The 13,067-nt window shown below is 67.8% G+C and carries 11 protein-coding genes; 4 read left to right on the top strand and 7 right to left on the bottom strand.

Going from position 1 to position 13,067, the window contains the following annotated elements:
• Positions 1-5 precede the first annotated feature (5 nt).
• Complete coding sequence (locus BUQ68_RS07710; RefSeq protein ID WP_075215354.1) at positions 6-776, bottom strand: DeoR/GlpR family DNA-binding transcription regulator; 771 nt, start codon at positions 774-776, stop codon at positions 6-8.
• A gap of 226 nt (positions 777-1,002) precedes the next feature.
• Between BUQ68_RS07710 and msrP the strand changes: the two genes are divergently transcribed.
• A complete protein-coding gene (msrP, locus tag BUQ68_RS07715) occupies positions 1,003-1,971 on the top strand; it encodes a protein-methionine-sulfoxide reductase catalytic subunit MsrP (RefSeq protein WP_075215355.1) in 969 nt (322 codons plus the stop codon).
• 500 nt (positions 1,972-2,471) lie between these two features.
• Here msrP and BUQ68_RS07720 read toward each other — a convergent pair whose 3' ends face one another.
• Together BUQ68_RS07720 and trxB are read right to left on the bottom strand one after the other, a co-directional pair.
• Positions 2,472-3,362, bottom strand: a complete 891-nt coding sequence (locus tag BUQ68_RS07720; protein WP_075215500.1) for a LysR family transcriptional regulator — start codon at positions 3,360-3,362, stop codon at positions 2,472-2,474.
• Between the two features lie 131 nt (positions 3,363-3,493).
• On the bottom strand, positions 3,494-4,456 hold the full coding sequence (gene trxB / locus BUQ68_RS07725; RefSeq protein ID WP_075215356.1) for a thioredoxin-disulfide reductase: 963 nt from the start codon (positions 4,454-4,456) through the stop codon (positions 3,494-3,496).
• A gap of 372 nt (positions 4,457-4,828) precedes the next feature.
• On the opposite strand from trxB, the gene BUQ68_RS07730 reads away from it, so the two are divergent.
• The 3 genes from BUQ68_RS07730 (at position 4,829) to BUQ68_RS07740 (ending at position 7,003) form a co-directional block, all read left to right on the top strand.
• The gene (locus BUQ68_RS07730; protein WP_075215357.1) at positions 4,829-5,296 is read left to right on the top strand and encodes an Lrp/AsnC family transcriptional regulator; all 468 of its coding nucleotides are present in this window, start codon (positions 4,829-4,831) and stop codon (positions 5,294-5,296) included.
• Positions 5,297-5,371: 75 nt separating this feature from the next.
• Positions 5,372-5,986, top strand: coding sequence for a class I SAM-dependent methyltransferase (locus tag BUQ68_RS07735; protein WP_075215358.1), 615 nt, complete (start codon positions 5,372-5,374; stop codon positions 5,984-5,986).
• Positions 5,987-5,995: 9 nt separating this feature from the next.
• Positions 5,996-7,003 (top strand): ELM1/GtrOC1 family putative glycosyltransferase, encoded by a 1,008-nt coding sequence (locus BUQ68_RS07740; protein ID WP_075215359.1) that lies wholly within the window; start codon positions 5,996-5,998, stop codon positions 7,001-7,003.
• On the opposite strand, the gene BUQ68_RS07745 is transcribed toward BUQ68_RS07740, so the two are convergent.
• The 4 genes from BUQ68_RS07745 to BUQ68_RS07760 all read right to left on the bottom strand — a co-directional run bounded on the left by BUQ68_RS07745 (position 6,993) and on the right by BUQ68_RS07760 (position 12,932).
• Complete coding sequence (locus BUQ68_RS07745; protein WP_075215360.1) at positions 6,993-8,054, bottom strand: glycosyltransferase family 4 protein; 1,062 nt, start codon at positions 8,052-8,054, stop codon at positions 6,993-6,995. The genes BUQ68_RS07740 and BUQ68_RS07745 overlap by 11 nt on opposite strands.
• A gap of 149 nt (positions 8,055-8,203) precedes the next feature.
• The gene (gene greA / locus BUQ68_RS07750; RefSeq protein WP_075215361.1) at positions 8,204-8,677 is read right to left on the bottom strand and encodes a transcription elongation factor GreA; all 474 of its coding nucleotides are present in this window, start codon (positions 8,675-8,677) and stop codon (positions 8,204-8,206) included.
• 235 nt (positions 8,678-8,912) lie between these two features.
• Positions 8,913-12,410: a carbamoyl-phosphate synthase large subunit gene (gene carB / locus BUQ68_RS07755; protein WP_075215362.1), complete on the bottom strand. Its 3,498-nt coding sequence runs from the start codon at positions 12,408-12,410 to the stop codon at positions 8,913-8,915.
• A 216-nt stretch (positions 12,411-12,626) separates the two neighbouring features.
• The gene (locus BUQ68_RS07760; protein ID WP_210215599.1) at positions 12,627-12,932 is read right to left on the bottom strand and encodes a helix-turn-helix transcriptional regulator; all 306 of its coding nucleotides are present in this window, start codon (positions 12,930-12,932) and stop codon (positions 12,627-12,629) included.
• Positions 12,933-13,067 lie beyond the last annotated feature (135 nt).

Below are 13,067 nucleotides of genomic sequence, written 5' to 3' on the forward strand. Positions count from 1 at the left end.
TTGGCTCAGCGCGGCGCGTCGATCACGGTGACGCCGATCCGCCCGAAGGCGTCGACGAAGACGGCCGGAGGCTCGCAACTGATGAGGCTTTGCAGGCGCTCGGCGGCCATCACCCGGTGGGGCGAGATGGTGCCGAGCTTGTCGGCGGTGGCGAGCGCCACGGTGCGGTCGCTGGCGTCCGCCATCGCGCGCTTGATGGCGGCCTCCTCGATCCCGGCGGCGCTGACGCCACCGACATCCAGGCTGCAGAGGCCAAGGACGGCAAGATCGGCGTGAACGGCCCTGACGGCGTCGAGCGCCCCTGCGCCCACCACGGTCCGGGTCTTCCGATCGAAGCTCCCGCCGACCAGGATGACTTCGATGCCGGCGTGGTCGACCAGCGCGAGCGCGACGGGTGGGCTCGTCGTCACCACCGTCAGGCGGAGGTCCGCCGGAAGGGCGCGCGCTGCCGCGAGCGTCGTCGTGCCGCCGTCGAAGAACACGGTGCTGCCCGGAACCAGCATCGGCACCAGAGCCCGGCCGATGGCCGCCTTTTCGGCCGCCCGCTGCTCGCGCCGCTCGTCGAACGGAGCGGGCGGGTCGGCGGGCAGGACGACGCCGTGCTGCCGGCGGATCCGTCCTGCGGCGGCCAGCAGCCGAAGATCCCGGCGGATGCTGTCCTCCGAGGTTCCGAAACGCGCCGCGAGCCCGGTCACCGGCAGGCGCGCGCGCTCACGCGCCAAAGCTTCGATCCGGTTGCGGCGTTCAGCCGGGGGGAGACTGGATTCCACGTTCATGCATCCAAAATTTCACGTTCGTGCAGTATAGGGCGCGCACGGAGGCGCTGTCGATTGGCGGGACTGGCAATCGACCAGGGGTGACAGGATCGTGTCTTGAACGTGTCGGCCTCGCGCCTACCCTCATGGTCATCAGGTTGCCGCGCGTATCCTCGCGGAACGGTCCATGGTGTCCGTGGACCCTTCGCTTCAAAGGCGCTCCATTCGAAGGCGGTGGGAGACCCAAATGCTGATCAGACGACCGAAGCGGTGGACACTGCCGGAGAGCGCGGCGACGCCGGAATCCGCTTTTTTCAACAGGCGGCAGTTGCTGGCCGCCTCCGGCATTGGGGCCGGGTTGATCCTTTCGGGTGGGATGGGTGACGCGGCGCGCGCGCAGGATGGCTCGCCGATCGCCGACCTGTTTCCGGCAAAGCGCAACGAGGGCTTCACCCTCGATCGGGACCTCACTCCCGAAGAGGTGAACAGCCGCTACAACAATTTCTACGAATTCGGGTCGCAGAAGACCATCTATCCGACCGCCGAGGAATACCTGAAGCCGCGGCCCTGGTCGGTGACGATCGACGGCATGGTGGAGGCGGAAAAGACCGTCGACATCGATACGCTGATCCGCGCCATGCCGATCGAGGAGCGACTTTACCGGCACCGCTGCGTGGAAGCCTGGTCGATGACCATCCCGTGGACCGGCTTTCCGTTGAAGGCGCTGGTCGACTACGCCCGGCCGCTGTCCGGCGCCACCTATGTGCGCCTGGAGACCTTTGGCGACGCCGCCATGGCGCCGGGCCTGCGTCAGGTTTGGTATCCGTGGCCCTATGTGGAGGGCCTGACCATGGCGGAGGCGACCAACGATCTCTCGTTCATGGTGATGGGCGCCTACGGCAAGACTTTGCACAACCAGTTCGGCGCGCCGCTCCGTCTTGCGACGCCTTGGAAGTACGGCTTCAAGTCGATCAAGTCGATCGTCCGGGTGACCTTCACGGATCAGCGCCCCCAGTCCTTCTGGGAGAAGATCCTGCCGGCCGAGTACGGCTTCTGGGCCAACGTCAACCCGGAGGTGCCGCATCCGCGCTGGAGCCAGGCGAGCGAGAAGATTCTGCATACGGGCGAGCAGGTGCCGACGCTGCTCTTCAACGGCTATGCGGAGGAGGTCGCCGGCCTCTACACGGGCCTGGAGGGCGAAGCGCTCTACATGTGAGAGCGGTCGTCCGTCGCCCGTGGGTTCTTTCAAGGCCGGTGCGTTCCACGTGCCGGCCTTTTTCCTGCGATCCGCGCAAAAAAAAGCCGGGCACGAAGCCCGGCTTGAAAAGTTTCGGGTGCGCTTCGCAGGGACGTCGCGCACGCCTTCCAGAGGGGAACAGCTGATACGTTCTGCCGCCGGGAGGAGTAGCGGGAGGAACGAAAACTCATCAGCTGACGGCTATATGCGCTCCACCCGGGTAAGCGACAAGCGAGGGGCTTGCATATCTGCTATGCAGGTTAGGGCGGAAATGCATGAAACCTGAGCACTCCGCGCGCGTTGCATACGCCCGCTGCCGTCGTATTGTGCATCGATAAGCGACTGAAGCATTTCAGGTTTTACCGCCGCCCAGCAACGTGGAGACGATCGCCACGTCTGGCGATACCAAGGCACAGTCGATCCCGCGACGGTCTGCGCCGTCGGACGCAGGTGCCGGAATGTCGCAGGCGCGCGGGGTGTCAGTAGGACCAGCGCTGGGCCTTGGAGACGAGGAAGTCGCGGAAGGCATGGACGCGCGCGGAGTTCCTGAGTTCGTCCGGATAGACGAAGTAGGTGTCGAACGACGGCAGGTCCACCTCGGGGATGAGCTGCACGAGGCCGCTGTCATTCTCGATCAGGTAGTCGGGCAGGAGCGCGATGCCGATGCCCCGCTGCACGGCGCGCTTGATGGCCACGATGTTGTTCACCCGGAGGACCGGAATGCGCGGGTTGTCGTAGGGCCGGCCGGCGCTCTCCAGCCAGTTCATGTCGCGCAGATAGACCGGAGCGGCCGCGCCGAAGGTGACGATGCGGTGGTTCTCCAGATCCTCGATCGTACGCGGGCTGCCGAAGCGCTTCACATAGGCGGGCGCCGCGTAGAGGTGGAAGTGCACGGTGAAGAGTTTGCGCTGGATCAGGTCCGGCTGGGTCGGCTGGCGCAGGCGAATGGCCACGTCGGCCTGCCGCATGGCAAGGTCGAGTTCCACGTCGTCGAGGATGAGCTGGAGCTGGACGTCCGGATAGAGGTCGATGAACTCGTGCACGCGGGCCGTCAGCCACGTGGAGCCGAGCCCGACCGTGGTGGTGACGCGCAGCGACCCCGACGGGCGCTCCCGGCTGTCGGTCAGCCGGCTCTGCACGTCCTCCAGCTTCATCAGCACGTCATGGGCGGTGCGGAACAGAAGTTCGCCCTGTTCGGTGAGGATCAGGCCGCGGGCGTGGCGGTGGAACAGCGGAACGCCCAGGTCCTGCTCCAGGGCGCTCACCTGACGGCTGACGGCGGATTGGCTCATGGCCAGGGCGTCGCCCGCATGGGTGAAGCTCCCCGCGCGCGCCGCGGCGTGGAAGATCCTCAGTTTGTCCCAATCCATGAAATCCCCCAGCCGAGTTCGCCCCCGGGCGTCGCGCGGCCCGCCCTTGCGGGCCGGCGCCGGCCGATCCGCGGCCATGGCGCCTTCCTTGCCCGAATTCCCGCGTGTTGAGAAGCTTCACGCAGGAAACTTCACTCGGCAGCCGCCTCGAAGGCCGCGGCGGACAGATATTTCTCGGCCTCCAGCGCGGCCATGCAGCCCATGCCGGCGGCCGTCACCGCCTGGCGGAACACGTCGTCCGCCACGTCGCCGGCCGCGAACACGCCCGGCACGGACGTGGCGGTGCTGTCCGGCGCGGTCCAGATGTAGCCGGACGACTTCAGCTTCAGCTGACCCTCGAACAGGCTGACGGCCGGTGCGTGGCCGATGGCCACGAAGATGCCGTCGATGCCCATGTCGCGCGTCTCGCCGGTCACGATGTTCTTCAGCCGGGCTCCGTTCACGGACGGCGGGAAGCCGGTGGTGCCCAGCACCTCGTCGAGCACCGTGTTCCAGATCACCTCGATTTTCGGGTGGTTGAACAGGCGGTTCTGGAGGATGCGCTCGGCGCGGAAGTGATCGCGCCGGTGGACGACCGTCACCTTCTCGGCGTGGTGGGTGAGGTAGAGCGCCTCCTCCACGGCCGTGTTGCCGCCGCCAACCACGATGACGTGCTTGCCGCGATAGAAGAAGCCGTCGCAAGTGGCGCAGGCGGACACGCCGAAGCCCTTGAAGGTCTCCTCGGACGGCAGTCCCAACCAGCGCGCCTGGGCGCCGGTGGCGATCACCAGAGCGTCCGCCGAATAGGTGTCGCCGCTGTCGCCGACCAGGTGGAAGGGCCGGCGGGTGAGGTCGGCGGACGTGATGTGGTCCGACACCAGGCGGGTGCCCATGTGCTCGGCCTGATGGCGCATCTGCTCCATCAGCCACGGTCCCTGGATCACGTCCGCGAAGCCCGGATAATTCTCCACGTCGGTGGTGATGGTGAGCTGGCCACCCGGCTGGATGCCCGCCACCAGCATGGGCTCGAGCATGGCGCGCGCCGCATAGATGGCCGTGGTGTAGCCCGCCGGGCCGGAGCCCAGGACGAGGAGCTTGGTGTGGTGGTGGGCCATCGGAGGGTGGACGCCTTGTATCGAGGAAACCAGCGTGTCGAAAAAACCGGCCCGGACATGCGCTCCAGGCACGCCGTCGGACACGACACGGACATGGTAAGGAGCCGCAGGAGGCCTTTCAAGGGAGAGGGGCGGCTCCGTGCGACCGCCCGCCCGCTGTCCACATGGGGTCCAGCCGGTCCGGATCCGCAAGCCAATCCCCGTCTCGTCACGCTCACGGTCATGGTTCAGGTTATCAGGGGTGGTTGAACGAATGAATCGTGCGCGTTGCCGAAAGGATCTTTTCAAAATGGATTGGATCGTGTCCAACTGCGCCGGCCGCCCTGCCGCTGCCGGGCGGTGCCGGCTGGGGCCGGTACACGGAGAATTGCCTTGAAAGTCCGCCTCGACGCTATCGACTGGAAGATCCTGAAGGAACTGCAGGCCGATGGCCGCATGACCAATGTCGAGCTCGCCAAGCGGGTCGGAATTTCGGCGCCGCCATGCCTGCGCCGGGTGCGCGCTCTGGAGGAGGATGGCGTGATCCTCGGCTATCGCGCTCTCCTCGACGAGAAGAGCCTCGGCTACGACATCACCATGTTCGCCATGGTCAGCCTCGCCAGCCAGGCGGAAGCCGACCTGGTGCGCTTCGAGGACCGGGTGAAAGCCTGGCCGATCGTGCGGGAGTGCTGGATGCTCTCCGGCGAGGTGGATTTCCTCCTGAAGTGCGTCGCCCCGGATCTGAAGACCTTCCAGACCTTCGTCATCGAGGACCTCACCGCGGCGCCGAACGTTGGCGGCGTGCGCACGAGCCTGACACTCCGGCAGGTGAAGAACGAGCCGGTCGTGCCGCTCGGGTAGAATATTGTTTTCTAGTTATTTTTGACAATTTTCAGATCGCGATGGTAACCGGGTCGGCAGGAGGATGCCGGACCCATGGAACGCAGTCTGATCGGCGAATACGCCACCAAGCACCGGGAGAGTCGCTACGGCACGACCGGCATCAAGGTTCTGCCCCATGTGGCGCCGCATGCCATCGCGCTCGCGCCGCGTTCGCTGATCGACTACGGCTGCGGACAGAGCAGGCTCGGCCCGGCGCTCGGCGCGGTCCTCGGAGTTGACGACGTGGCGCGCTACGATCCGGCGATCCCGGCCCTTTCCGCCCTGCCGGTGCGGCGCTTCGACCTCCTCATCTCGATCGACGTGCTCGAACACATCCCGGACGGCGAGATCGACGCCGTTGCGCGCGAAATGGCCGGGCTGGCGGCCCACGCTTATCTCGTCATCGATACGGCGCCCGCCAAGGCGCGCCTGTCCGACGGCAGCAACGCCCATGTCTCCCTGCATGACGGCCCCTGGTGGCTTCAGCGCTTGCGACCGAGCTTTCCCACGCTCCGCCAGATCCCGATCGGCCGGCGCAACCGGGTGGCCTTCAAGACGTTCGACGCGGAGCTTCCGCCGCTACGGGCGGCGGCCGTGCGCGGATGGTTCCAGGCCGTGGTCCGGGCCCGCAGGGTCGCCGCCAAGGTCGGCCTCCATCCTGTGGACTGACCGTCGCCGATGCGCGTCCTGCTTCTCAGAGACAAGAAGCCCGGCCACTATCATCAGGTCGAGGCGGTTGGACGCATGCTCGCCGGCATGGGCGCCGCGGTGGACCGGGTCGACATCCGTCCTGTCTGGTTCGGACATGGCGACATTCTGAAGCTCGCGGTCAATCGGTTGCCGATCTCGCCGCGGGGCCTCCTGGAAAGGCTCTACCGGCTCGATCCCGATCGGCTCCAGGGGCCGGATCTCGTCGTCGGATCCGGCCGGCCCACCATCGCGGCCGGTGTGTTCCTGAAACAGGTCACCGGGGCTCGCTTCGTCTACATCGGGCGGATCTCCGGCTACCGGACCGCCCACGTGGACCGCCAACTCGTCCAGAACCCGCGCGAGGCGCATGACCGGGGCTGCGTGCTCTCCCCGCTGCCGAGCCTCGTCCGTCGCGACGACCTGCCGCTTCCCCGTCGCCTGCTCGCGCCAGCCGATCTTTCGGGCGCCACGCTTGGCCTCCTGGTCGGCGGTCCCGCCCACGGCCATGTGTTCGAGGATGCGGATTGGCACGACCTGGAGCGTCTTGTCCGTGGCCTTGCCGCCCTTGGCGTTCGCTGGCAGGCCACCGCGTCCCGTCGCACGCCGGCGGTCGCGGCGGCGCGCCTGGCGCGCCTCGCCGCCGAGGGCGTCGTGGCGCACTTCATCGACCCGCGCGTCAGCGGGCCGGGAACCGCCGGACCTCTCTTTGCGGCCGATGCCCTCGTGGTGGCCGAGGATAGCCAGTCGATGATCGCCGAGGGACTGGCCGCCGGTCGGCCTGTGGTGGCGCTGAAGCCGCGACTCGTCGCCTCCTCCTCCGCCAACGAGGTGATCGCCAGCTGGGTGGTTGCCGGCGGCCTCTCCGTCGTCCCCCTGTCGGCGGACGTTGGGCACCTCGCCGCCGTGCTGACGTCCACCGGCATCGCGCCCGACCCGCAGCCCGTGCTTCGGCGCATCCTGTCGGAGATGCTCGCCGACTTCGCCCTTACACCGTGAGCGCCGCGTAGACCTCCGCAATCCGCGCCGCTTCTCGCTCCACTGAGAAATGGGCCTCCACCCGCGCCCGGCCGGCACGGCCGATCGTATCGCGCGTGGCGGCCGGAAGGTCCATTGCCCGGCCCATGGCGGCGGCGAGCGCATCCGCATCGCCGGCCGGCACCAGCCAGCCGGTGACGCCGTCCTCGATCAGGTGCGCGTGGGCACCGGCCCGGCTGGCGATCACCGGCGTGCCGCTCGCCATGGCCTCCAGCGGCAACAGGCCGAAGCCTTCGTGTCGTGGTGGCGCCACCACCAGCGACAAGGCGGGCATGAACACGGGGATGGTCGCCACCGGCTGCTCGCCAAGAAAGCGCACCCTGTCGGCGAGGCCAGCCTTCGCGAGCTTTTCCCGGCAGGTGTCCGCGAACGCGCGGTCCTCGGGCTTTTCGAGCCCGATCACCACCGCCGTCCAGTCCGGCCGAGCGGGAAGGGTGGCGAGCAGCGCGTCAACGAAGAGGTCCGTGCCTTTCTGGTGCCGCACGCGCCCGAAGATGCCGACGCCGTGTCGTCCGGGCAGACCCGTGGCGGCGAAGGCGGCGGCGCGGTCTTCGGCCGGCCGGTAGACGGCGGTGTCGACGCCGTGGAGGCTGACGGTCGCGGACCGGTCGAGGAAGGCCGCGGACTCCGGCGAGGTCGCGATCACCGCGTCCATCCGGTGGATCAGCGCCTTGGTGAAGCGGGTGTGGCGGCGCTGGGCGGCGGAGGTGAAGACGAGCCGCCAGCGCTGGCGGAGGAGGCGCGCGAGCAGCAGGCCGGCCACCATTTCGATGTTCCGGCGGGCGTGCCAGATCCGATGACGGCGGCCCTTCGGTGGGTGCCAGCCGCCGGTCAGCACATCGCGCCAGCGTACCGTCGGCAGATGATCCGGCAGGTTCGGTCCGAGCCCGGCGATGGCAAGGCTCCGCGCCTGGGCCGGAAGCAGCGCGATCACCGTGGAGGTGACGCCGGAGTATCGGCGGTTGAGGTTTGCGGCCACCACCTCCACCTCGGCAAAGTCCACGCGCGGCATCGGGCGGTCCTCGATGGGGCGCGGACGGAGCGAACGGCGGGGGCCGGAGGCATCGGTCCGACAGGCTGGGAGCGGAGGAGGGGAGACGTCAGGGCCGCGGGTGCGCCGGCCGGGCGGACGGGGCCGCTCCGGTCCGGCGCATCGGTCCGTCAGCGGAACGCGACCTGCAGAACCTCGTAGGCGCGAGCGCCGCCCGGGGCGGTCACTTCCACGCTGTCGCCCACGGACTTGCCGATCAGCGCGCGCGCGATGGGCGAGGAGATCGAGATGCGTCCCTCCTTCACGTCGGCTTCGGCGTCGCCGACGATCTGGTAGGTCTTCTCCTCCTCGGTGTCCTCGTCCACGAGGGTCACCGTGGCGCCGAACTTGATGGTGGTGCCGGAGAGCTTGGAGACGTCGATCACCTCGGCGCGCGACAGCATGTCCTCAAGATCGGAGATCCGGCCCTCGTTGTGGCTCTGGGCTTCCTTGGCGGCGTGGTATTCAGCGTTTTCCGAAAGGTCACCGTGTGCCCGCGCCTCCGAAATGGCCGCGATGATCCGGGGCCGTTCCTCGGATCTGCGCCGCTGAAGCTCGCGCTCGAGAGCGGCGTAGCCCCCAGCGGTCATCGGGATCTTTTCCATCGGTCGTTCAACCTTTCCCTAAAATCAACGCGCCCGACGCGTCGAGCGCCGGGCACTTCGTGTCTTTTGTTGTCCTTCTCGACCGGCGCCGGCCGACAGGTCGTTCACTCTCTCGTCGGGATGGATGGCGTGCGCCCACCGGGACGGAGGACGCGCCGTTCCCCACGGATGGCCGTCCGAACGAACGCGAACAGCCCCGCGTTCCCGACCGACCTCTCCAGTGGCGCGGCGTCTCTCACTCCGCCGCGTCGAAATAGGCCTGCAGCGGGCGGACCTGGGGCACGCCCTTGGACCAAGCCTCGATTCCTCGCGCCGCTGCCACGGCACCGGCAAGCGTCGTATAATACGGGACTTTCTGCAAGAGGGCCGCGCGCCGGAGGGAGCGGCTGTCCGAATGGGCCTTGGCGCCGCCCGTCGTGTTGAAGACGAGCTGGACTTCGCCGTTCTTGATGGCGTCGACGATGTGCGGCCGACCCTCCAGGACCTTGTTGATCTTGATGGCCGGAATGCCTTTTTCCTCCAGGTAGCGCTGGGTACCGCCGGTTGCCATCACCTTGAAGCCGATGCCGACGAGCCGGCGGATCGCGTCGAGGATGCGGTCCTTGTCGCCGTCCTTGACGGAGACGAACACGGTGCCGGCGGTCGGCACGCGGGTGCCGGAGCCGAGCTGCGCCTTGGCGAAGGCGTCCGCGAAGTCGAGGTCGAGACCCATCACCTCGCCGGTGGAGCGCATCTCCGGGCCGAGCAAGGTGTCGACGCCGGGGAAGCGCGCAAAGGGGAACACCGCTTCCTTGATGGCGATGTGCTTCAGCGTCTTTTCCTTGAGGCCGAAGCTCGCCAGCTTTTCTCCCGCCATGATCCGGGCGGCGATCTTGGCCACCGGCTCGCCGATCGTCTTGGCGACGAAGGGCACGGTGCGGCTGGCGCGCGGATTGACTTCCAGCACGAACACCGTGCCGTCCTTGATGGCGAACTGCACGTTCATCAGGCCGACCACGTCGAGAGCGAGGGCGAGCGCCGTCGTCTGCCGCTTCAACTCGTCGACGATCTCCTTGGAGAGCGAGTAGGTCGGCAAGGTGCAGGCGCTGTCGCCGGAGTGGATGCCGGCTTCCTCGATGTGTTCCATCACGCCGGCAATGTAGACATCCTTACCGTCCGACAACGCATCCACGTCCACTTCGATGGCGTCGGAAAGATAACGATCGAAGAGGAGCGGGCTCTTGCCGAGCACCATGTTGATCTGGCCGGTCTTGTCGTTCGGATACTTGGCCTTTACGTCCGCCGGCACCAGCGCCGGCAAGGTGCCGAGCAGATAGGCGTCGAAGCTCTCGTCGTCGCGGATGATCTGCATGGCCCGGCCGCCGAGCACGTAGGACGGGCGAACGACCAGCGGGAAGCCGAGTTCGGCGGCGATGATGCGGCTCTGCTCGATCGAATAGGCGATGCCGTTCTTCGGCTGCTTGAGGCCGAGTTTGTCGAGGAGGCGCTTGAAGCGGTCGCGGTCCTCGGCAAGGTCGATGGCGTCCGGCGAGGTGCCGAGGATGGGGATCCCGGCCTTCTCCAGCGCGTCGGCAAGCTTCAGCGGGGTCTGGCCGCCGAACTGGACGATGACGCCGTGCAGCGTGCCCTTCTCCTGCTCGACCCTAAGGATTTCAAGCACATCCTCGGCGGTCAGCGGCTCGAAATAGAGCCGGTCGGAGGTGTCGTAGTCGGTGGAGACGGTCTCCGGATTGCAGTTGACCATGATGGTCTCGTAGCCGGCGTCGGCGAGGGCGAAGCAGGCGTGGCAGCAGCAGTAGTCGAACTCGATGCCCTGGCCGATGCGGTTCGGGCCGCCGCCGAGGATGACCACCTTGCGCCGATCCGACGGCGCCGCCTCGTCGGCGAGTGCACCGGCGAAGGGGATTTCGTAGGTGGAGTACATGTAGGCGGTCGGCGAGGCGAACTCGGCGGCGCAGGTGTCGATGCGCTTGAACACCGGCTTGACGTCGAGCGCGAGGCGCCGGGCCTTGACCTCCTCCTCGGCCAGGCCGGCGATCTCGCCAAGGCGCGCGTCGGAAAAGCCCTGTGCTTTCAAACGCCTGAAGGCGCCGGCGGTGGGCGGCAAGCCGTGGCGGCGCACCTTTTCCTCGGTCTCCACGATGCCGGCGATCTCGCGCAGGAACCAGGGGTCGATCTTGGAGAGGGCGTGGACGTCCTCCACGGTGAAGCCGAGGCGGAGCGCCTGGGCCACGTAGCGCAGCCGGTCGGGCGTCGGCGTGCCGAGCGCCGCCCGGATGGCGTTCTTGTCATCCCCTTGGCCGAGCGAGGGAATTTCGATGTCGTTGAGGCCCGTGAGGCCGGTCTCCAGGCCGCGGAGGGCCTTCTGCAGCGACTCCTGGAAGGTCCGGCCGATGGCCATGACCTCGCCGACCGACTTCATGGCGGTGGTCAGCGTCGGCTCCGCGCCCGGGAACTTCTCGAAGGCGAAGCGGGGAATCTTGGTGACTACGTAGTCGATTGTAGGCTCGAAAGCAGCCGGTGTAGCCCCGCCTGTAATGTCGTTGGCGAGTTCGTCGAGCGTGTAGCCGACGGCGAGCCGCGCGGCGACCTTGGCGATCGGGAAACCGGTCGCCTTGGAGGCGAGCGCCGACGAGCGGGACACCCGCGGGTTCATCTCGATGACCACCAGACGCCCGTCCGCCGGGTTGACGGCGAACTGCACGTTGGACCCGCCGGTCTCCACGCCGATCTCGCGCAGCACCGCCAGGGAGGCGTCTCGCATCAGCTGGTATTCCTTGTCGGTCAGGGTCAGCGCCGGCGCCACGGTGATGCTGTCGCCCGTGTGGACGCCCATGGGGTCGATGTTCTCGATGGAGCAGACGATGATGCAGTTGTCGTCCCGATCGCGGACGACCTCCATCTCGAACTCCTTCCAGCCGAGCACGCTCTCCTCCACCAGCACCTCGGAGGTGGGGGAGGCCTCCACGCCGGAGAGAACCAGTTCGTAGAGCTCCTCCAGCGTATAGGCGATGCCGCCGCCGGTGCCGCCGAGGGTGAAGGACGGGCGCACGATGGCCGGCAGGTTGGTAACCTTGGAGGCCTCCAGCGCCTGAAGCTGGCACTTCAGCACCTGCTCCTCGCGCCGGGCCCGCTCGCCGAGCGCCCACGCGTTCTCGAACGCGGCGAGCGCCTTTTGCCGCGCCTCGCCGGCGGGGTTGGCCTCCTTGATGGCCGACACCCGGGCGGCGTATTCCGCGCGGAACGCGGCCTTCAGCTCGGACGTGTTGACGAAGGCGGCCTTGGGCGTTGCAAGCCCGATCCGGGCCATGGCCTCGCGGAAGAGCTCGCGGTCCTCGGCCTTGTCGATCGCCTCGGCGGTGGCGCCGATCATCTCGATGCCGTGCTGGTCGAGTACGCCCATCTTCTTCAGGCTGAGCGCGGTGTTGAGCGCCGTCTGGCCGCCCATGGTGGGCAGCAGCACCAGACGCTCTTCCGGATGTTCGGCACGCTCCTTCTCGATGATCTTCGCCACGATGTCGGGCGTGATCGGCTCGATGTAGGTGGCGTCCGCCAGGTCCGGGTCCGTCATGATGGTGGCGGGATTGGAATTGACGAGCACGATGCGGTAGCCCTCGGCGCGGAGCGCCTTGCAGGCCTGGGTTCCGGAATAATCGAACTCGCAGGCCTGTCCGATCACGATCGGGCCTGCGCCAATGATCAGGATGGCGTCGATATCGGTTCTCTTGGGCATTGTGCGCTCGCGTTCGGCCGAGGCCGACGGCGGCCGCGCTCATCGCGCGCCGTCGGTCGGGCCCGGCTGTCATGACTTGGTGATGACGATCGACCGGCGGGCTTATAGTCGAAAAGGGGGCATCCGCAAACCCTCGCGGGCCCAAGTTTCTGGGGGCCGAGACCCCCGCGCGGTCCATGGCGGGGCGCGGTGTCGCTGAGGCTCTCGCTCCGGCGGTCAGCCGCGGGCGCCGTCGCGCTCGTCCGAGGTGGCGCGGCGGGGCGGATCGACGCGGGATTCCCGCGTGCCGTCGAAGTCCTCCACGCCGCGGCTGAGCGCCCAGCAGGCAAGGCGGACGGCGCGGGGGATCTCCACCAGCTTGCCGTCGCGACCGCCGCTTTCGTAGTACTGGATCATCCGCTTCTTCAGGCCGAGCCGCTCGGCGGCGTCCTTCTGGCGCAGGCCGAGGCTCTTTCGCCAATGGCGGAAGGCTTCCGGCGTCATCACCGGGTCGGAAGGCTGGCGGGACGATCCCTCCGTCATGGGGCCCTCCGTCATGGGGCGAAACCTTGGGTTCGGCTGTCGGCGTGGGTCAGGCCTTGGATGCTAACCGGGACGGCGGGCGATGCACAGGGTGCGGTTCCGGCGCGCCGTCCGACAGACGGTGTGTGTGGATCC

The organism is Mongoliimonas terrestris (genome assembly GCF_001927285.1).
Classification (GTDB): Bacteria; Pseudomonadota; Alphaproteobacteria; order Rhizobiales; family Pleomorphomonadaceae; genus Chthonobacter; species Chthonobacter terrestris.